The organism is Actinocatenispora rupis (assembly GCF_016861975.1).
Classification (GTDB): Bacteria; Actinomycetota; Actinomycetes; order Mycobacteriales; family Micromonosporaceae; genus Actinocatenispora; species Actinocatenispora rupis.
On sequence record NZ_BOMB01000038.1, the window covers coordinates 44,590 to 63,653 of the forward strand.

General features: G+C 72.2%; 13 protein-coding genes and 1 tRNA gene. 10 read left to right on the plus strand and 4 right to left on the minus strand.

What is annotated here, in order from left to right; translation table 11 throughout:
- Positions 1–65: 65 nt before the first annotated feature.
- Positions 66–139 (minus strand) — tRNA-Thr (locus tag Aru02nite_RS29575).
- Positions 140–251: 112 nt separating this feature from the next.
- Here Aru02nite_RS29575 and Aru02nite_RS29580 point away from each other — a divergent pair.
- Both Aru02nite_RS29580 and Aru02nite_RS29585 read left to right on the plus strand, forming a co-directional pair.
- Positions 252–1,181 (plus strand): bifunctional helix-turn-helix transcriptional regulator/GNAT family N-acetyltransferase, encoded by a 930-nt coding sequence (locus Aru02nite_RS29580; RefSeq protein WP_203663206.1) that lies wholly within the window; start codon positions 252–254, stop codon positions 1,179–1,181.
- Positions 1,182–1,183: 2 nt separating this feature from the next.
- Positions 1,184–1,351: a hypothetical protein gene (locus tag Aru02nite_RS29585; protein WP_203663207.1), complete on the plus strand. Its 168-nt coding sequence runs from the start codon at positions 1,184–1,186 to the stop codon at positions 1,349–1,351.
- A 63-nt stretch (positions 1,352–1,414) separates the two neighbouring features.
- Here the strand turns inward: Aru02nite_RS29585 and Aru02nite_RS29590 are convergent, their stop codons facing one another.
- A complete protein-coding gene (locus tag Aru02nite_RS29590; protein WP_203663208.1) occupies positions 1,415–2,695 on the minus strand; it encodes an MFS transporter in 1,281 nt (426 codons plus the stop codon).
- 170 nt (positions 2,696–2,865) lie between these two features.
- Between Aru02nite_RS29590 and Aru02nite_RS29595 the strand changes: the two genes are divergently transcribed.
- The 3 genes from Aru02nite_RS29595 (at position 2,866) to Aru02nite_RS29605 (ending at position 6,932) form a co-directional block, all read left to right on the plus strand.
- Positions 2,866–4,527 carry an MDR family MFS transporter gene (locus Aru02nite_RS29595; protein ID WP_203663209.1) on the plus strand — a complete coding sequence of 554 codons (1,662 nt, stop codon included), beginning with the start codon at positions 2,866–2,868 and terminating at the stop codon, positions 4,525–4,527.
- Positions 4,528–4,603: 76 nt separating this feature from the next.
- A complete protein-coding gene (locus Aru02nite_RS29600; protein ID WP_203663210.1) occupies positions 4,604–6,241 on the plus strand; it encodes a long-chain fatty acid--CoA ligase in 1,638 nt (545 codons plus the stop codon).
- A 70-nt stretch (positions 6,242–6,311) separates the two neighbouring features.
- Complete coding sequence (locus Aru02nite_RS29605; RefSeq protein ID WP_203663211.1) at positions 6,312–6,932, plus strand: hypothetical protein; 621 nt, start codon at positions 6,312–6,314, stop codon at positions 6,930–6,932.
- Between the two features lie 66 nt (positions 6,933–6,998).
- Here Aru02nite_RS29605 and Aru02nite_RS29610 read toward each other — a convergent pair whose 3' ends face one another.
- Positions 6,999–7,532 carry an inorganic diphosphatase gene (locus tag Aru02nite_RS29610; RefSeq protein WP_203663213.1) on the minus strand — a complete coding sequence of 178 codons (534 nt, stop codon included), beginning with the start codon at positions 7,530–7,532 and terminating at the stop codon, positions 6,999–7,001.
- A 1,025-nt stretch (positions 7,533–8,557) separates the two neighbouring features.
- Between Aru02nite_RS29610 and dacB the strand changes: the two genes are divergently transcribed.
- From dacB to tilS, 3 genes are all read left to right on the plus strand, one after another.
- The gene (gene dacB / locus Aru02nite_RS36975) at positions 8,558–12,394 is read left to right on the plus strand and encodes a D-alanyl-D-alanine carboxypeptidase/D-alanyl-D-alanine endopeptidase (protein WP_239077030.1); all 3,837 of its coding nucleotides are present in this window, start codon (positions 8,558–8,560) and stop codon (positions 12,392–12,394) included.
- Positions 12,395–12,716: 322 nt separating this feature from the next.
- Entirely contained in the window at positions 12,717–13,769 is a 1,053-nt protein-coding gene (locus tag Aru02nite_RS29620; protein ID WP_203663215.1) for an Rv3626c family coenzyme F420 biosynthesis-associated protein, read from the plus strand.
- Between the two features lie 8 nt (positions 13,770–13,777).
- Positions 13,778–14,728 carry a tRNA lysidine(34) synthetase TilS gene (gene tilS / locus Aru02nite_RS29625; RefSeq protein WP_203663220.1) on the plus strand — a complete coding sequence of 317 codons (951 nt, stop codon included), beginning with the start codon at positions 13,778–13,780 and terminating at the stop codon, positions 14,726–14,728.
- Here tilS and Aru02nite_RS29630 read toward each other — a convergent pair.
- Positions 14,718–16,184 (minus strand): sugar porter family MFS transporter, encoded by a 1,467-nt coding sequence (locus Aru02nite_RS29630; protein WP_275408746.1) that lies wholly within the window; start codon positions 16,182–16,184, stop codon positions 14,718–14,720. The genes tilS and Aru02nite_RS29630 overlap by 11 nt on opposite strands.
- 196 nt (positions 16,185–16,380) lie before the next feature.
- Between Aru02nite_RS29630 and Aru02nite_RS29635 the strand changes: the two genes are divergently transcribed.
- The gene (locus tag Aru02nite_RS29635) at positions 16,381–17,562 is read left to right on the plus strand and encodes an ROK family transcriptional regulator (RefSeq protein ID WP_203663224.1); all 1,182 of its coding nucleotides are present in this window, start codon (positions 16,381–16,383) and stop codon (positions 17,560–17,562) included.
- Complete coding sequence (locus tag Aru02nite_RS29640; protein WP_203663226.1) at positions 17,562–19,064, plus strand: sulfatase family protein; 1,503 nt, start codon at positions 17,562–17,564, stop codon at positions 19,062–19,064. The genes Aru02nite_RS29635 and Aru02nite_RS29640 overlap by 1 nt, the downstream gene beginning before the upstream one ends.

Below are 19,064 nucleotides of genomic sequence, written 5' to 3' on the forward strand. Positions count from 1 at the left end.
CGGCCCGATCTCCACGCAAGCGAAAGGCCAGGTCAGAGGCTCTGACCTGGCCTTTCGCGCTGCCGAGCCGCCTAAGGGAATCGAACCCTTGACCTACGCATTACGAGTGCGTCGCTCTGGCCGACTGAGCTAAGGCGGCAGCGCGGATGAGTGTACGCGACGGCAGGACGTGGTGCCCAGGCGGTTGCGGGTGGCCGGGACAAGTGTTTGACTGAGTCAAAGACCTATGGCGTTCCGTACGGAGGTGAGCCGTGTCGGGGATCGAACGGCGGGTGGCGGCGGTCCGTGGCTTCAACCGCTTCTACACCGCGATGCTCGGGCTGCTGGAGGCCGACCACCTGCACCTGCCGTACACGCTGACGGAGGCGCGGGTGATGTTCGAGCTGGGCCAGGGCGACCGGGTCGACCTGCGCGAACTGCGGCAGACACTCGGCCTCGACCCGGGGTACCTGACGCGGATCGTGGCCAAGTTCGAGGCCGCCGGATACCTGCGGCGCGAGCGGTCGGCCGACGACGGCCGGCGCCAGGTGGTGTGGCTGACGGAGGCGGGCGCGGCGGAGTTCGGGCAACTGGACAGGCGGGCGGCGGAACAGATCGGGGCGCTGCTCGCGAGGCTGCCGGAGCCGGACCAGCACCGGCTGGTGGAGTCCATGGGCACGGTCCGTACGCTGCTCGACCGCGACCCCGCCGACCGGGTCGTACTGCGGGCGCCGCGGCCGGGCGAGCTGGGCTGGGTGGTGTCGCGCAACGGCGCCCTCTACGCGGCCGAGTACGGCTGGGACGAGTCGTACGAGGCGCTGGTGGCGCGGATCGTCGCCGACTACGTCGACCACCGCGACCCGGAACGCGAGGCGTGCTGGATCGCCGAACGCGCCGGCGTACCGGTCGGCAGCGTGTTCTGCGTACGCGCCGACGAGCCGGACACCGCGAAGCTGCGGCTGCTGCTGGTCGAGCCGTCCGCCCGCGGGCTCGGCATCGGCGCCCGCCTCGTCGACGAGTGCCTCCGGTACGCGACGCGCGTCGGGTACCGGCGCATGGTGCTGTGGACCAACGACGTGCTCACCGCGGCGCGCCGGATCTACACCCGGGCCGGGTTCGAACTGGTCGACGCGGAGAAGCACCACAGCTTCGGGCACGACCTGGTCGGCGAGACCTGGGCGCGACCGCTCGGGGGTGACTGACCATGGGCGGGCTGCTGTTCACCGCCGGCATCGCCGTACTGCTCGGGCTGGCGCAGTTGCTCGGACTCGCCGCGGACTCCCGTGACGGCCGCGACTGGCACCCCCGCGAACCGGAGCACCGCGCGGACGTCGTACCGCTGCGTCCGAGGCGGCACCGCCCCGCCGCATGACGACACGGCACCGTCCCGCGGCGTGACGTCACCGCGGGGCGGGATGCCTGGCGTACCAAGGGATCAGGGGGTTGCGGCGGCGGCGCGGGCGGCGTCCGCGGCCTGCTTGCGGGCGACGCCGTCGCGGTTGTCGTACCGGCGGAAGCTGGGCAGCGCGAACGCGAGCACGAGCGTACCGAGGACGCACAGGATGCCGCCGGACACGATCGAGCCGGTGACGCCGGTGAACCGGGCGACGAGGCCGCCGCGCAGGTTGCCGAGCGACGGGCCGCTGGAGTAGCTGAGCATCTCGACGCCGGCGAGGCGACCGCGCAGGTGGTCGGGGATGGTCTGGTTCCACACCATGCCCCGGAACATGCCGCTGACCTGGTCGGCGGCGCCCGCGACGACCAGGCACGCGAGGGCCAGCCACAGCGACGGCGACAGCCCGAAGCCCGCGATCGCCGCGCCCCAGCACCCCGCCGCGACCACGATCGCCACCCCGTGCCGGTGTACCCGGCCGGTCCAGCCCGAGGTGAGCGACGCGGCGAGACCGCCGACCGACTCCGCCGTGTACAGCATCCCGAGTACGGTCGGGCCGCCGAGACGGTGCGCCACGAACGGGTACAGGGCCAGCGGCATGCCGAAGAACATCGCGTTGATGTCCACCAGGTACGTGCCAAGCAGTTCCTTGCGGCTCGCCGCGTACCGGAGGCCGACGAGGATGCCGCGCACGCTGGGGCGGTCCGCGTCCGGCGGCGGCGGGACCGCGCGTACGGCGACGAGGCAGCCCAACGACACCGCGAACGTCACCAGGTCCAGCCCGTACGCGAAGGGCAGGCCGGCCCAGGCGATCAGCGCGCCGCCGAGCAGCGGCCCGATGAGCGAGCCGATGGTGCTGCGCATGGAGGTGAGCGCGCTGGCCGCGGGGATCTCGTGCGGCGCCACGAGCCGCGGCACCATCGAGTCGAGTGCGGGCCGTTGCAGCCCGTCGAGGGTGGCGATCAGCGCGGCGACCACGTACAGGATCCAGAGCAGAGGGTGCGGCAGCAGCGCGTTCACGACGAGGGCCGCGGTGAGCACGGTGAAGCCGGCCTCGGCCGCGAGTACCAGCTTGCGCCGGTCGAGGTAGTCGGCGAGTGCGCCGCCGACCAGCGCGGTGACCAGCAGCGGCGCGAACTCGACGACACCGAGCAGGCCGACCAGCAGCGGCGCGTTCGTCAACGTCGCCACCTGGTACGGGATGGCGATGTACGTGACCATCGAGCCGAGGAACGTCACCGCCGACGCCACGTACGACAGGCGGAAGTCGCGCGAGGTCCGCAACGGGGTCAGGTCGAGCGCCCAGCGGCGCGCAGCGGTCACGAGTCCGCATCGTCTCCCTACGGCGGCGCGGGTGTCGATCGATTTTGTGGTGGGGCTCTCCCGATACCGACTTGCCGGGCGGCCAGTAGGTGGCCGTACCCTGATTCCGCACCCTGATTCCGCGCGTCACGCACCCCGCGCCCCTTTTCCGTACCCCCATCGGGAGAACCATGTCCACCGCCACCGCGCCCTCCGGGCAGGACACCTGGGAACGGCCGAAACTGTCCTCGGCCGGCATCTGGGTGATCGTCATCGGCCTCATGCTCGGGATGCTGCTGGCCGCGCTCGACCAGACGATCGTGGCCACCGCCCTGCCGACCATCGTCGGCAAGCTCGGCGGCCTGGAGCACTACTCGTGGGTGACCACCGCGTACCTGCTCACGTCGACCGCGTCGACACCGCTCTACGGCAAGCTCTCCGACCTGTACGGTCGGCGCCCGCTCATCCTCGTCTCGATCGGCCTGTTCCTCGCCGGCTCGCTGCTCGCCGGCATCTCGCAGAACATGACCGAGCTGATCTTCACCCGCGGCCTCCAGGGCCTCGGCGGCGGCGGGCTGATGACGCTGGCGTTCACGATCATCTCGGACATCGTGCCGCCGCGGGACCGCGGCAAGTACCAGGGTGTGTTCGGGGCGGTGTTCGGGCTGTCGTCGGTGGCCGGGCCGCTGGTCGGCGGCTACTTCGCGGACCACAACTGGCGCTGGATCTTCTACATCAACCTGCCGCTCGGCATCGCCGCGCTCATCGTGATCAACATCGTGCTGCGCAAGGTGCCGCACCGGAAGGCCAGCCACCGCATCGACTACCTGGGCGCCGCGCTGCTCGTCGCGTCCGTCGTCTGCCTGCTGCTGATGACCACCTGGGGCGGCAACGAGTACGCCTGGGCCTCGCCGACGATCATCGGCCTCGGCGCCGCCGGCGTACTCCTCGCCGTGGCGTTCTGCGTGGTCGAGGCGCGGGCGGCCGAACCGATCCTGCCGCTCGGCCTGTTCCGGCGGAAGACGTACACGCTGTCGATCGTGGCGTCGTTCATCCTCGGCGCCGGCATGTTCGGCTCGATCATGTACATGCCGATGTACCTGCAGATCGTCCGCGGCAACTCACCGACGACGTCCGGCCTGCTGATGCTGCCCATGATGGTCGGCGTACTGGTCACGTCCGTGATCGGCGGGCGCATCATCTCCAAGCTCGGCAAGTACAAGTGGATCACGGTGGCGGGGACGGTCGTGATGGCGGCCGGGATCGCGCTGTGCGCCACGATGAAGGTGGACACCGCGATGGGTGTCATCTTCCTGTTCCTGGTGATCATCGGGGTCGGGCTCGGCATGTGCATGCAGCCGATGGTGCTGGCCGCGCAGGACGGGCTGGCCCCGCACGAACTCGGCGCCGGTACCGCGTCGATGACGTTCCTGCGGCAGCTGGGCGGGTCGTTCGGGGTGGCGGCGTTCGGTGCGGTGATGACCGCGCGGCTCAACCACTGGATGGGCGACCTGATGCCGCCGGCGACGGCGAAGCTGAAGGGCCAGATCGCCGCCTGGATGCGCGACCACCCGGGGCAGCCGCTGCCGAAGTCGCTGTCCGTACCGCACGGTGGTGGTGGCGGCGGCATCGACGCGAGTTCGCTGCGCGACCCGAAGATGATCCAGGCGCTGCCGGCGCCGATCCGGGACGCCGTGCACCTCGCGTTCACGCACACGCTGTCGACGCTGTTCGTCGTGTCCGCCGCCGTCGCCGTACTGGCGATCGTGGTGACGCTGTTCCTGCCGAACCACGAGCTGTCGTCGTCCGCGCCGGTGGACGACCCGGAGGCGCAGGCCGCCGCGCTCGGCTGACCGGACCTGCCGGCCGGGCATCCGACGCCCGGCCGGCAGCTACCGGAATGTGACGCCGGACACTAGCCTGGCGATCATGCGGAGCACGATGCAGGACGGGCCGCTCCGGCTGGCCCGCATCCTCGAACACGGCAGTACGGTGCACGGCGCCACCGAGGTCGTCACGTGGACCGCCGACGGCCCACGAACCACCACGTACGCCCAGGTCGGGCGGGACGCGGCGCGGCTCGCGCACGCGCTGCGCGAGCTGGGCGTCACCGGCGACCAGCGGGTCGGCACGTTCTGCTGGAACAACGCCGAACACCTGGTCGCGTACATGGCGGTGCCGGCGATGGGTGCGGTGCTGCACCCGCTCAACATCCGGCTCCCCGCCGAGCAGCTCGTGTACGTGGCGAACCAGGCCGAGGACAGGGTCGTCCTCGTCGACGGCACGCTGATCCCGGCGCTCGCCCGCGTACTTCCCCGGTTGACGACCGTGGAGCACGTGATCGTCGTCGGCGCCGGGGACACGACGCCGCTCGCGGACAGCGGCAAGACGCTCCACTCGTACGAGGAGTTGCTCGCGGGGCGGCCCGAGACGTTCGACTGGCCGGACGGGGACGAGCACGACGCCGCCGCGATCTGCTACAGCTCCGGGACGGTCGGCAACCCCAAGGGCGTCGCGTACTCCCACCGGTCGATCTGGCTGCACTCGATGCAGGTCGGGATGGCCGAGTCGTTCGGGTTCTCGCCGCTGACCCGGTCGCTCGTGGTGGTGCCGATGTTCCACGTGATGGCGTGGGGCATCCCGCACGCGGCGTTCATGAGCGGGGTCACGCTGATCATGCCGGACCGGTTCCTCCAGCCGGAACCGCTGGCCGCGATGATCGCCGCCGCGAAACCGACCCACGCCGCGGCCGTACCGTCGATCTGGACCGGGCTGCTGGCGCACCTGAACGCGTACCCGACCGACACGTCGTCGCTGTCAGAGGTGATCGTCGGCGGGTCCGCCTGCCCCGAGGCGCTGATGCGCGGCTTCGACGAGCACGGCATCCGCATCGTGCACGCGTGGGGCATGACGGAGACGTCGCCGCTCGGTTCGGTCGCCCGCCCGCCGGTCGGCGTGACCGGCGCCGACGAGTGGCGGTACCGGCTCACCCAGGGACGCGTACCGGCCAGCGTGCAGGCGCGGATCGTCGGGCCGGACGGCAGGGTCGCGCCCAACGACGGCGAGGCCGTCGGCGAGCTGGAAGTACGCGGGCCGTGGATCACCGGGCGCTACCTCGACTCCGACGAGCCCGACCCGGACCGCTTCGACGACGGCTGGCTGCGTACCGGGGACGTCGGCACGCTCACCGCCGACGGGTACCTGACGCTCACCGACCGGGCCAAGGACGTGATCAAGTCCGGCGGCGAGTGGATCAGTTCGGTCGAACTGGAGAACCACCTCATGGCGCACCCGGCCGTACTGGAGGCCGCGGTCGTCGGCGTACCGGACCCGCGCTGGGAGGAACGGCCGCTGGCCAGCGTCGTACTCCGGGAGGGTGCCACGGCCACGCCCGCCGAACTCCAGGCGTTCCTCGCCGAGCGGATCCCGCGCTGGCAGCTGCCGGAACGCTGGACGTTCATCACCGAGGTACCGAAGACGACGGTCGGCAAGTTCGACAAGAAGGTCCTGCGCGCCCGGTACGCCGCGGGCGAGCTGACCGTGGACAACCTCCGGGAAACCACCTGAGCGGAACGGGGGTACCGATCCGGGTCGTCACGGATGGTCGTGACGACCCGGCCGTTCCTACGCTCCACGCATGACCTCGATCCCCACCCCCGCCCCGGTCGCGCCGCCCCGCCCGGCCTCGATCGCGCTGGTCGCCGCGCCCGCGCTGTGGTTCGCCGGCTGGGCCGTCATGCGGCTGCGTACCGGCTCCGGCCCCGGCGTCGCGTGGACCACCGCGCACTCGCTGTGGATCGTGACGTTCGGCCTGTTCGCGGTCGGCTGCGTCGGACTCGCCCGCCTCGCCGGTGGACGTACCGCGGCGGTCACCGCGGCCGTGGTGGCGCTCGCCGGCGCCGTTGCCACCGGCGTACAGATGGTCGTGGACCTGGCCGTCGGGTTCGCCCCCGACCAGACCACCATGAGCGCCCGGTACGACAGCGTCTTCGCCGTCCCCGGGGTCAAGCTGATCTGCTACGACCTCGGCCCCGTCGTCTTCTACGTCGGGCTGCTCGCCCTGCTGGTCGTCGCCGCGGTACGCCGGGCCGCACCCGCAAGGCTCGTCGTACTCGCCGGCGTCGGCATCGTCGCCGCGGGCGTCGGCCACGGCCTCCCCGGCGTACTCCGGATCGTGGAAGGCATCGGCGCGCTGCTCATCCTCGCCGCCCTCGCCGGCATCGTCCGGGCCCGCCGCACCGGCACGCCGCGCCCCTGACCCGACCCGGACACGACTCGGGGCCGTCGGCACCCGCCGACAGCCCCGCAGTACGCAGAAAACGGCTCAGTGACCGGGGAACGGGTGCACGCCCGGGTCGTGGTACTCGCCGCTCGCCACGGCCTCCTTGTACCGGCCGAACGAACGCTCGATCTCCGCCTCCGCCTCGGACCGCCCCACCCAGGACGCGCCCTCGACGCTCTTGCCCGGCTCCAGATCCTTGTACACCTCGAAGAAGTGCTGGATCTCCAGCTTCTCGAACTCCGGCAGGTGGTGCACGTCGCGCAGGTGGTCCTGCCGCGGGTCACCCGCCGGCACGCAGACGACCTTGTCGTCCGGCCCCTTCTCGTCCGTCATCCGGAACATGCCGATCGCCCGGCACTTGATCAGGCACCCCGGGAACGTCGGCTCGCGCAACAGCACGAGCGCGTCCAGCGGGTCACCGTCCTGCCCCAGCGTCGTCTCGACGAACCCATAGTCCGCCGGGTACTGCGTCGCGGTGAACAGCGTCCGGTCCAGGCGGATCCGGCCCGACTCGTGATCCACCTCGTACTTGTTGCGCTGCCCCTTGGGGATCTCAATCGTGACGTCGAACTCCACGCCCCGGTCCTCCATTCGCTCCCGGCGACAGGCCGGCACCGGCCAGAATGACTGTTCAGCTCGCGACGGCGCGGGCACATCCGCCCGGTACGGCTGAGGTACGCCACGACACCGGCCCCGGTGCCGGCCGTCACTCAGTACCGGTCCAGTAGTGTCGCGCAGGCGTACCGGGGAGGCGTGGGGAGGGCCATGTGACGAGGGATTGCACACATCTGAACGGTCACTCCCCGGACGACCCGGACGATTCCACCACCTCTGCGTCACCGTACGACACCGCACCGCACACCGGCCCGGACACATCGTCCAAATCCGACCCCGCCCCCTCAACCCCCTCCGCCCCGTCCTCCACCGACTCCGCATCTTCCTCCGACTCCACGTCTTCCTTCGGTACTGAAGGGCCATCCGGCGCTGAAGACGCCTCCTCCGCTGCTGCTTCCTCGGGCTCCGCGTCATCCTCCGCCGATTCCGCGGGGGGTTCGTCCGGCGCCAGCCAAGATTCGTCCGGCGCCGCCGGTGACGATTCCGGGGAACGGTCCAGAGCCGAGTCGTCGGGTGCCGAGCCGGGTGATGCCGAGGCCGACCCGGCACGACCCGATTCCGAGCCCGCCGCCGATTCCGGCCCATCCGAGGACTCCGCAGCCGCAGTGACCGACACGCCGCCGCACGCCACCTCTGACACCGCGCCGCCCCCCGACGTTCCGCCCGCTGAGGCGAGCAGCACGGCCGACTCCGGGCAGGGCATCGATTCCGGTTCCGACGCCGCTTCCGGTTCCGACGCCGCTTCCGGTTCCGACGCCACATCTTCTGGTTCCGGCGCCACGCCCGGTTCCGGCGTCGATCCCAACTCCGACGACGCGTCCGGCTCGGACGGGGCTGCGGGCTCGGATCGCGCTCGCGACCTCGATGAGGCTTCCGCCTCCGAAGGCGCTCGCGATCTCGATGCCGGCTCGGGCCTGGATTCCGGCTCTGACTTCGCTCACGCTCGGGACGATGCTTCGGACTCCGGTACCGCTCCCGGTTCGGACGTGACGGACCTGTCCGCGGCCAGTACCGGTTCGGCCGGCTCGGCGACGCCGTCCGGGGCCGATCCGGTGCAGGCCGACGATGCGGGCGCCGACGGGGCCGGCGACGACGCGGGGCTGCCCGTGGACAGTACGGCGGACCGCGGGAGCGTGGACGCCACGGCGGACGAGGCCGGATCCGTTGCAGCGGAAGGTAAGCAGCCTACGTCCCCGGACGACACCGCCGTCGCGGAGGGCTCGACCGACGACGCCACCGGATCCCGTTGGTACGAAACGGATTCTGCATCGGACGAACCGGGCGACCGGTCAACCGCCACGGACGGGGAACGGTCCGACGACCCCGACACGGGCGCGGACGGGTCCGATCCGTTGGCGTACAAGGGAACCAGCTCTGCCGGCGAGTCCACAGAACGCGGCGCGGAGACCGAAGAGGCACGGCCGGAGGGCGTCGAACCGACGGTCGTCGGCGCCGAGGCTGGCGCCGGCGTCGCGGACGGCTCCGCGATCGATGGCGGGGCTGCGGATCCGGCCGCACCGCACGGCGACGGCAGCGGTTCGGCGGCCACCGATCGCGACAACGGTTCCTCGGACGGCGCAGGAGTCGACAGTCCCTCGGACGGCGCGGGAGTCGACGGTGTCCCCGGCGACCTCTCGGCTGGTACCGGCTCGGGCGCGGCGAGTGACGACGCGGCGGGCGAGGTCCCAGGCTCCGCCGACGGCGATGCGGACACCACCGACGAGCGCCGGATCGTTGCCACGACAGGGAAAGCAGCCTCCGGGTACGACGACTCCGCGACTGCAGGCCCTGCGTCGGCGGACGAGAACACGGGAGCGGCGGGCGGCTCGCCGGCGCAGTACCCGGGTGGCGGGCCGGACATCGGTGCCACGCAAGCGATCCCCGTCGTACGCGGGGGTGAAGCCGGCGCACGGTCGACCGCGCGTGACGACGCCGGGGCGGGGACCGACCCGGACAGGTACGAGGGATCCGGTGCGGCGGCGCGGAACGGCGACGCCGCGGCCCGGTCGGAGCGTCCGGCCTGGCCGGTCGACCCGGACGCGACCCAGGTCATCCGGCTGCCCAGGGACGAGCCCGCCACGGCACAGGCCGACCAGCCCACTGCGCCGACCGACCTCGACTCGACGCAGATCATCCGGCTGCCCCGGGAGTCGGACGGCGATCGGCCGCCCGCCGACCCCGACGCTACGCAGTCCATGCAGTTGCCCGAGGACGAGCCCGCGGATCTGGACTCGACGCAGGTCATCCGTCTGCCCGACGACGATGCCGGGGCACCGCAGACCGACGAACCGGCACCGGCCGACCTCGACTCGACCCAGGTCATCCGGCAGCCCGACGACGAGCCCGACTCAGCACGGCCCGACCTCGACTCGACCCAGGTCATCCGGCTGGAAGAGGACACACCAGCGAAGCCGGACGGTCCAACGAACCTGGACTCGCCCCAGGCCATTCGACGCGACGACGACGCAGCCGCCCCGGCGGATCCTGACTCGACCCAGATCGTGCGGCTGCCCGACGATGTCGAGGCGCCACAGGCCGACGAGCCGACACGAGCCGATCTCGACTCGACCCAGGTCATCCGGCTCGACGAGGACGCAGCGGCGAAGCCGGACGGCCCCGCCGACCTGGACTCGACGCAGGTCATCCGGCTGCCCAAGGACGGGCCCGGCACCGAACCGAACGACAAGCCAGCCGACCCCGACTCGACCCAGGTCATCCGGCTCGACGAGGGCACACCGGGCGACGGGAAGCCGGCGGAGGAGCCGACACAGCATCTCGCGCCGCCGCCCGACAAGGACACGGACGCGACGCAGGCGATCGAGCGGCCGGCGGGCGAGCCGCGTACGCCGGTCGATCCGGACGCGACGACGGTCATCCGGTTCCCGGACCGGGCGGCGAAGGCACCGGACACCGAGCGGGAGGACGGCGACGAGCCGGCCGGGACGCGTCCCGACGATCCGGACGCGACGCAGGTCATCCGCCTGCCCAGGAACGACGACGGCAGTACGCGGTGGCCGGACTGGCCGGTCGCCAAGCCGTCCGGGCCGTCGACGGCGCCCGAAGCTCCGACGTCCGGTCCGTCGACGCCGTCCGGCCCGTCAGCGTCACCGTCGACCCCGCCCGGCACACCGGCGTCCGGTCCGTCCACGCCGTCCGGCCCGACAGCGCCACCGTCCGGGCCGCGGGTACCGGGGAACGACGAGACGCAGCGCATCCCGCGCCAGACCGCGCCCGGGCAGCGATCGACCCCGACCCCACCCGGTACTCCGCCGGCACGGCCCGCGGCGAGGCCGGCCGCTGCGCCGGGAGTACCGGGGGTTCGGCCGGAAAGCCGTGCGGCGCAAGGGAACGCGAGCCCGCCCGAGCCTCCGACGGTACGGCTGAGTCATGCTCCGGTGTTGCCGCCCGCCCCGCCACGGGAGCCGGCACCGGCCATCCCCGCGCCGGCGCACGGCCGGTCGCGGGGGCTGCTGATCGGCGTGCTCGCTGCCCTGGGCGTACTCGTGCTGCTGGCGGGCGCGCTCGCGGTGTTCCGGCCGGGCCCGGTCGAACGACTGTTCGCGGACGGTACGTCGCCGTCGCCGTCGCCCTCCACCGCCGGCCCGTCCCCCGTACTCCAGCCGGCCGTCGGAGCGGCGGCCCCCACCCCCGAGGGTGTCGCCCGCGAACTCGCCCCGCTGCTCAAGGACTACCGGCTCGGCGACCGGGTCGCCGTGTCCGTGGTCGACGTCGCCACCCACAGCTCCCTGTACGGAGCCACACCCAACGCCCCGGAACTCCCGGCGTCCGTCACGAAACTGGTCACCGCGTCCGCGGCGCTGCACGTACGCGGGCCCGACTACCGGCTGACGACGCGGGTGGTGGCCGGCAGCAAGCCCGGCGAGGTGATCCTCGTCGGCGGCGGCGACCCCACCCTCGCCACCAACGACCACAGCATCTACCCGCAGGCCGCCCGGCTGGACAAGCTCGCCGACCAGGTCAAGAAGGCCCTCGGCGGAGTACGGCCGACCCGCGTCCTCGTCGACTCCTCCCTGTACTCCGGCGGTCGCCTCGGCCCCGGCTGGGACTCCGACATCGTGAGCGGCGGCGACGCCGCACCGATCGCCCCGGTGATGCTCAACTCCGGCCGGATCGACCCCGACGGCGCCACCAGCGCCCGCTCCACCGAACCCGACCTCGACGCCGGCCGTAAGCTCGCCGAACTCATCGGCGCACCCCAGCACACCGTCACGCACACCACCGCGGCGACCGGGGCGAAGCAACTCGGCGCCGTACAGTCGCCGCCGCTGCTGCACCTCGTCGAGATGATGCTCCAGCGCAGCGACAACGTCATCGCCGAAGCGCTCGCCCGGCAGGTCGCACTCGCCCGCAACCAGCCCGCCACGTTCGCCGGTGGCGCCGCCGCCACCATCGCCGTCATGCACGACCTCGGCCTGCCCGTCAACGAGATCCGGCTCTCCGACGGCAGCGGACTCTCCCGCCGCAACCGCATCTCCCCCGAATTCCTCACCGACCTCCTCGCCACCGTCACCGACGGCAAACACCCCCGACTGTGGCCCGTGTACACCGGGATGCCCGTCGCCGGATACACCGGCACCCTGTCCGACCGGTACGTCGAAGGCTCCGACCGGTCCGCCGCCGGACTCGTACGCGCCAAGACCGGCTCCCTCAACGGCACCAGTACGCTCGCCGGACTCGTCATGGACGCCGACGGGCGACTGCTGGCGTTCGCGATGATGGCCGAAGGTACCGGCGACAACATCTCGGCCGAGGCTGCGCTCGACGACGCGGCGACGGCACTTGCCGGGTGCGGGTGCCGCTGAGGGCCGTCTCGGGGTGGGGTGTGGCGGCGTGGCGGTGACCGCGTCGGAGTTGATGATCTTGGCGCCGCTGAACCACATTGTTCAACAAGTCACCAATTGAACAATGAGACAATTGACTTGTTGAACAATGACACAATTGGACAATGCCCGAAACGCGGCAAAAGTCGTCCAACCTCGCAGCCCAGCGACACACCCACACCCCCAGACCCCGAGTCCGCATCTGCCCGACAAGCCCAACCATCCCCACACCTCGTCGGGTACCCGACGGGCCCGGCCGCGGCGATGTTGGGCGTGGGCACCCGCCGACACGTACCGTTGGACCATGACGCAGTTTGTGGACTGGGACCTCGCGGTCGCGACCGCCGGGACCATCTCGAAGGCGGGGCCACGGGTCAGCTACGACGAGGCGGCCGAGGTCGTCGGGGAGCTGCGTCGCCTGACGGACGAGGCGGCCGGGCACGTGGTGCGGACGACCGGGTTGGACAGCAAGGTGAGTCATCCGCCGGTGCGGGTGGTGGACCGGGCGGACTGGGCGAGCACGAATCTGTACGGCTTGCGTGACGTGATGACGCCGTTGATGGAGCGGGCGTTGGCGGGTCGTGAGCCGAGTGCGTTGGCGCAGTCGGTGGGGTCGCGGTTGACGGGCGTGCAGGCGGGCACGGTCCTGGGGTACTTGTCGGGCAAGGTCCTGGGGCAGTACGAGGTGTTTTCGGGTGAGCCGGGCAATCTGCTGCTGGTGGCGCCGAACATCGTGGAGGTGGAGCGCCGGCTCGGCGCGGAGCCGCACGATTTCCGGCTGTGGGTGTGCCTGCACGAGGTGACGCACCGGACGCAGTTCACGGCGGTGCCGTGGCTCCGGCAGTACTTCATGGATCAGGTCGGCGAGTTCGTGGACGCGGCGCGGGCGGATTCGGAGCAGCTGGTGGACCGGATCCGGCGCGGGGTGGCGTCGTTGGCGGATGCGGTGCGGTCGCCGGAGAGTCGGGCGAGTGTGCTGGATCTGGTGCAGACGCCGGCGCAGCGCGAGGTCGTGGACCGGCTGACGGCGTTGATGACGTTGTTGGAGGGGCACGCGGACTACGTGATGGACGCGGTGGGTCCGCGGGTGGTGCCGTCGGTGGAGGAGATCCGGAGCAAGTTCAACCGGCGGCGCGAGGCGGCGAATCCGGTGGAGCGGGTGATCCGCAAGCTGCTCGGCATCGACGCGAAGATGCGGCAGTACGCCGAGGGCAACAAGTTCGTGACGGCGCTGGTGGACCGGGTCGGCATGGATGGTTTCAACCGGATCTGGTCGTCGGCGGACACGTTGCCGCTGCTGGCGGAGATCACCGACCCGGACGCGTGGCTGCGCCGGGTGCACGGCGCCGACGCCTGACGGCGGGCATGGCGCGGGTTCCGGGGGCGACGGCTGCGGTCCGCCGTGCCGTACGGCGGGTGGTGGCGGACGCGGACGGCACGGTGCTGGTGGCCTGTTCGGGTGGCGCGGATTCGTTGGCGTTGGCTGCTGCGACGGCGTTCGTGGCGCCCCGGGCGGGGTTGCGGGCGGGCCTGGTGACGGTGGATCACGGCTTGCAGGAGGGTTCGGCGGCGCGGGCCGCGGGTGTGGCGGGGTGGGCGCGGGCGGCGGGTCTGGCGCCGGTCGAGGTGGCGACGGTGGCGGTGGGCCGGGCGGGTGGTCCGGAGGCCGCGGCCCGGTCCGCGCGGTACGCGGCGCTCGACGACGCCGCCGACCGGCTCGATGCCGTGGTGCTGCTGGGGCACACCCGCGACGACCAGGCCGAGACGGTACTCCTGGCGTTGGCGCGGGGTGCGGGTCCGCGGGGGCTGGCCGGGATGGCGGCGGCGCGCGGTCGGTACCGGCGGCCGTTGCTGGATCTGCCGCGGGCGACGACGGCGGCGTCGTGTGCGGAGTTGGGCCTGATCCCGTGGGAGGACCCGCACAACACCGACCCGGCGTACGCGCGATCCCGGTTGCGGTCGGCGATGGACGAGCTGGAGTCGTTGCTGGGCAAGGGTTTCCGGACGAACCTGGCCCGTACGGCGGGGTTGGTGGCAGCGGACTGCGCGCTGCTGGACGAGCAGGCCGCCACCCTTCTGTCCACTGTGGACACCGGTACCGGGTTGGACGTGGCGGCGCTGGCGGCGGCACCGGCGGCGTTGCGTACCCGGGTGTTGCGGGCCTTCGCGCTGCGGTTGGGGGCGCCCGGCTCGGCGCTGACCGCGGCGCACGTCGCGTCGCTGGACGCGCTGCTCACCGACTGGCACGGCCAGGGCCCCGTGTACCTGCCGGGCGCGATCACCGTGCACCGCCGCGCCGGCCTCCTCAGCCCCTGACCGTGGTACGCGGGCGGTCCCAGCGGGCGCCGTTGGTCCAGTACCGGTGGATCTCCTCCAGGGGGCGGCCCTTCGTCTCGGGCGCGAACCGGACGACGAACGCCAGCGCCGCGGCGCAGAGTACGAAGAAGATGCCGAAGGTGGTGGCGCCGCCGAGCGCGGTCAGCGCCGACAGGAACGTCATGGTGATGACGAAGTTGGCGAGCAGGTCCACGGCGAGGAGGGTGGACGCGCCGGTGGAGCGCAGTGGCGCGGGCAGGGCCTCGGAGGCGTAGACCCAGACGAGGGAGCCGAAGCCGGCGGAGTAGCCGATGCGGAAGACGATGACGCCGAGGACGGCGATCGCCGCCGGTACGCCGGGTCCGACGCCGAGGCCGAAGACGAGCGCGAGGACCACGTTCGCGGCGGCCATCAGGCTGATGCCGGTGATGAGGGTGGGCCGGCGGCCGGCGCGTTCGACGAGGAACAGCGCGGTGATCTCGCCGATGATCGCGGCGAGCTGCACCAGCGAGGTCACCAGGATCGCGGACCGGTCGCTGGTGAACCCGACCGCCTTGAAGATCATCGGACTGTACGCGACGATCGCCGCGATTCCGGTGATCTGTACGAAGAAGCCGAGGCCGACGACGAACACCCCGGCCCGCCGGAACGGTCGCCGGAACAGGTCCCGGAACGTTCCGCGGTCGTGGGCGGCCAGCGCGGCGCGGATCTCGGCCAGCTCGGTCGCCGCCTCCTCCGCCGACCGGGTACGCCGCAGCGCCGCCGCCGCGGCCTCGATGTTGCCGCGCATCACCTGCCAGTGCGGGGTTTCCGGCAGCCGCGCGACGAGCAGCGTGACCAGTACGGCGGGGATGCCGGAGACGCCGAGCATCCAGCGCCACGCACCCGCGCCGGACAGCGCCAGATCGGTGAAGTACGCGGAGGCGATGCCGAGGGTGGTGGCGAGCTGGTAGGTGACGAGGAGCCGGCCACGGATGCGTACCGGGGCGGACTCGCCGACGAAGATCGGCGCGGCGACGATCGACACGCCGACCGCGACGCCGAGCAGGAACCGCGCCACCAGCAGCACCGGGTACGTCGGCGCGAAGCCGCTCGCCGCCGCGAACACCGCGTACCCGCAGGCGACGGCGACCATGGTACGGCGGCGGCCGAGCTGGTCGCAGAGGCGGCGAGCGGCGAGCGCGCCGAGGATCGAGCCGACGGTGACGGCCGCGGTCACCATCTCCTGGTCGAGCGTGCTCAGGCCGAAGTCGGTCTTGACGAAGAGCAGCGCGCCGGCCATGGCGCCGGTGTCGTACCCATAGATGAGGCCGACCGCGGCGGCGGCGAGCCCGACGAAGGCGGCGACGAACGTCGGGCGTCGGCCGGGCGGTACGGGCCGGGCGGCGCGCGGTTCGGCGGTCATGGCGTCCTCGATTCGCTCTCCCGGACCACTGTCGCCCGGTCTCCGGCGCACCGTCGAGCCGGCGGGGCGGGGCAGCGACCGACGTCACGGTGTGTGTCTGGGCCAGTGTCGAGGCGGCCTATTTTTCTGACAAGTAGTTGTACATAATTAGTTTGTCATCGCGTCGCCCCATGGTGATCACCCCGTGGTACGGGCTAGATTGGCCGCCAGATTCTGCGTACTGAGTTGACGGAATGGGGGCCGGGGCGTGGACAACCGGGCCCACTTCCTGCGATTGGCGCACACCGAGCGCATCGTCGGCCTGCTCCGGCAGGGGCCGGTGAGCCGGGCCGAGCTGCAGGCGCGTACCGGGCTGTCGCGGGCGACGGTGTCGGCGATCGTGGCGGAGCTGCGCCGGGACGGCGTCGTCGCCGCCCGCCCCGACCCGCACGAACGCACCGGTCCGGGCCGTCCCGCCGAGCTGATCGGCCTCGCCGACCGCAACGCCCGTACGGTCGGGGTCGCGTTCTACCGCGACGGCCTGCGAGTCGCGCTCGGCGACGCGCTGCACCAGATCGTCGGCGTCGCCGAACGACCCTTCGCCCGGAGTACGGGGTGGGCGGAGCGGGGCGCGGTCGCCGTCGAGACGCTGCGCGAGCTGTGCGTGGAGTACGAGGTGACGCTCGCCGGGGTGGACGGCGTGGGGGTGGGGGTGGTCGGCCCGGTGGCACCGGGGCGGCTCGCCGGGCGCTGGCGGGTGGCGGTGGACCGGCTCGCCGAGGCCGTCGGCGCGCCGGTGTACGTGGACAACAACGTACGGCTGGCGGCGCTCGCGGAGACCATCTGGGGCGCCGCCGCCGGCCACGACTCCGCCCTGTACCTGCACGTCGGCGAGGGTGTCGGCGGCGGCCTGGTGCTCGGCGGACGGCTGTACCGGGGGGACAGCGGCGCGGCCGGCGAGTTCGGCCACGTGACCGTCGACCCGGACGGGCCGCGCTGCCACTGTTCCCGCCGCGGCTGCCTGGAGCTGTACGCGAACGTGCCGGCGATCCTGTCCGCGGCGGGGCGGAGGGGCGCGCGGGCCCGCGACATCGAGGCCGGGTACGGGCTGGCCGAGGCGCTCGCCGACCCGGCCGTCGACGCGGCGCTGCGGCGGGCCGCGGAACACGCCGGCACGGTGGTCGCCGCCGCGCTCGCCACCGTGGACGTACACCACGTGGTGGTGGGTGGGTTGTTCGCCGCGGCCGGCGAGCACGTCCGCCGCACCTTCGCCGACACCGTCCGCTCCCGGGTACTCGCCAGCGTCGCCGAACGGCTCCGGGTCGTACCGGCCGCGTTGGGTGCGCCGGGTGGCGCGCTCGGTGCCGTCGCGCTGGTGCACCACAGTTCCCCGCTGCTCACCGGGTACGAGCCGCTTCGCCACTCCATCACCGAAAGGCGTACCACCTGATGCCGCACAACGTGCTGTTCCTGATGACCGACCAGCACCGGACCGACGCGATCGGCTGCTACGGCAACCCGCACGCGCGTACGCCGAACCTGGACGGGCTCGCCGAGTCCGGCACGCTGTTCCGCAACGCGTTCACGCCCACCGCGATCTGTACGCCGGCGCGGGCGAGCCTGCTGACCGGGCAGGCGCCGTTCCGGCACCGGCTACTGGCGAACGCCGAGTGGAACACCGGCTACCTGACCGAGCTGCCGGAGGGTACGCCGACGTTCTCGGAAGCGTTGCGCGGCAACGGATACAACGTGGGGCTGATCGGCAAGTGGCACGTCGGCGAGCGGCTCGGCCCCGACGCGTACGGCTTCGACGGGCCGCACCTGCCGGGCGCGATGAACCCGATCCTGGCCAAGGAGTACAAGGCGTGGTTGGCGGAGCGGGGGCTGCCGGAGCCGGCGATCACCGATCCGGTGCGTGGGACGCTGCCCGGCGGTCGGCCCGGGCACCTGCTGGCCGGGCGGTTGCGGCAGCCGGTGGAGGCGACGTTCGAACACTTCCTGGCCGACCAGGCGATCGACCTGCTCCGCCGGTACGCCGCGGACGGGCGGCCGTTCCACCTGTCGCTGCACTTCTTCGGCCCGCACCTGCCGTACCTGATCCCGGACGAGTACTACGACCTCGTGGATCCGGCGACGGTGGAGCTGCCGGCGTCGTTCGCGGAGACGTTCGCGGGCAAGCCGGAGGTGCAACGCAACTACTCGACGTACTGGTCGGCCGACTCGTTCGACGCGGACGAGTGGCGCAAGCTGATCGCCGTGTACCACGGGTACGGGGCGATGATCGACGCGGAGATCGGCCGGGTCCTGGCCGTGCTGACCGAGCTGGGGTTGGACGACGACACGGCGGTGTTCTTCACCGCCGACCACGGCGAGTTCACGGGCGCGCACCGGCTCAACGACAAGGGCCCCGCCATGTACGACGACATCTACCGGATCCCGTTCCTGCTGCGGGTTCCGGGCGCCGCGGCCGGGCGTACCGACGAGCGGTTCGTGACGTTGACCGACGCGACCGCGACCATCCTCGACCTCGCCGGCCTCGACCCCGACCTGTGCCCCGACGCCCGCCCGGCCGGCTGCCCGCCCGACGGCCGCAGCCTCCTCCCCCTGGTACGCGACGAGCCGGTGGACGGCTGGCGGTCCGAGCTGGTCGCCGAGTTCCACGGGCACCACTTCCACTACCAGCAACGGATGCTGCGGGACGAGCGGTACAAGCTGGTCGTGAACGCCGAGTCGGTGAACGAGCTGTACGACCTGGTCGCCGACCCGTACGAGCTGGTGAACGTGTACCCCGCCCCGCACCTCGCCCCGGTACGCCGGGACATGCTGCGGCGGCTGCACACCGCGCTGACCGAGCGCGGCGACGACGTGTTCGCCCGGTGGATGCTCGCGATCAGCGACCTCGACGTACCGCTGGCGAACTCGTCCCGGTCCGACTTCGGCAGCCTGGAGTGA

Bases quoted from the DNA above. Each gene is read 5' to 3' on its own strand.
- Aru02nite_RS29595 (WP_203663209.1), top strand. From the start codon at position 2,866: ATGTCCACCGCCACCGCGCCCTCCGGGCAGGACACCTGGGAACGGCCG.
- Aru02nite_RS29620 (WP_203663215.1), top strand. From the start codon at position 12,717: ATGACGCAGTTTGTGGACTGGGACCTCGCGGTCGCGACCGCCGGGACC.
- Aru02nite_RS29600 (WP_203663210.1), top strand. From the start codon at position 4,604: ATGCGGAGCACGATGCAGGACGGGCCGCTCCGGCTGGCCCGCATCCTC.
- Aru02nite_RS29605 (WP_203663211.1), top strand. From the start codon at position 6,312: ATGACCTCGATCCCCACCCCCGCCCCGGTCGCGCCGCCCCGCCCGGCC.
- Aru02nite_RS29585 (WP_203663207.1), top strand. From the start codon at position 1,184: ATGGGCGGGCTGCTGTTCACCGCCGGCATCGCCGTACTGCTCGGGCTG.
- Aru02nite_RS29640 (WP_203663226.1), top strand. From the start codon at position 17,562: ATGCCGCACAACGTGCTGTTCCTGATGACCGACCAGCACCGGACCGAC.
- tilS (WP_203663220.1), top strand. From the start codon at position 13,778: ATGGCGCGGGTTCCGGGGGCGACGGCTGCGGTCCGCCGTGCCGTACGG.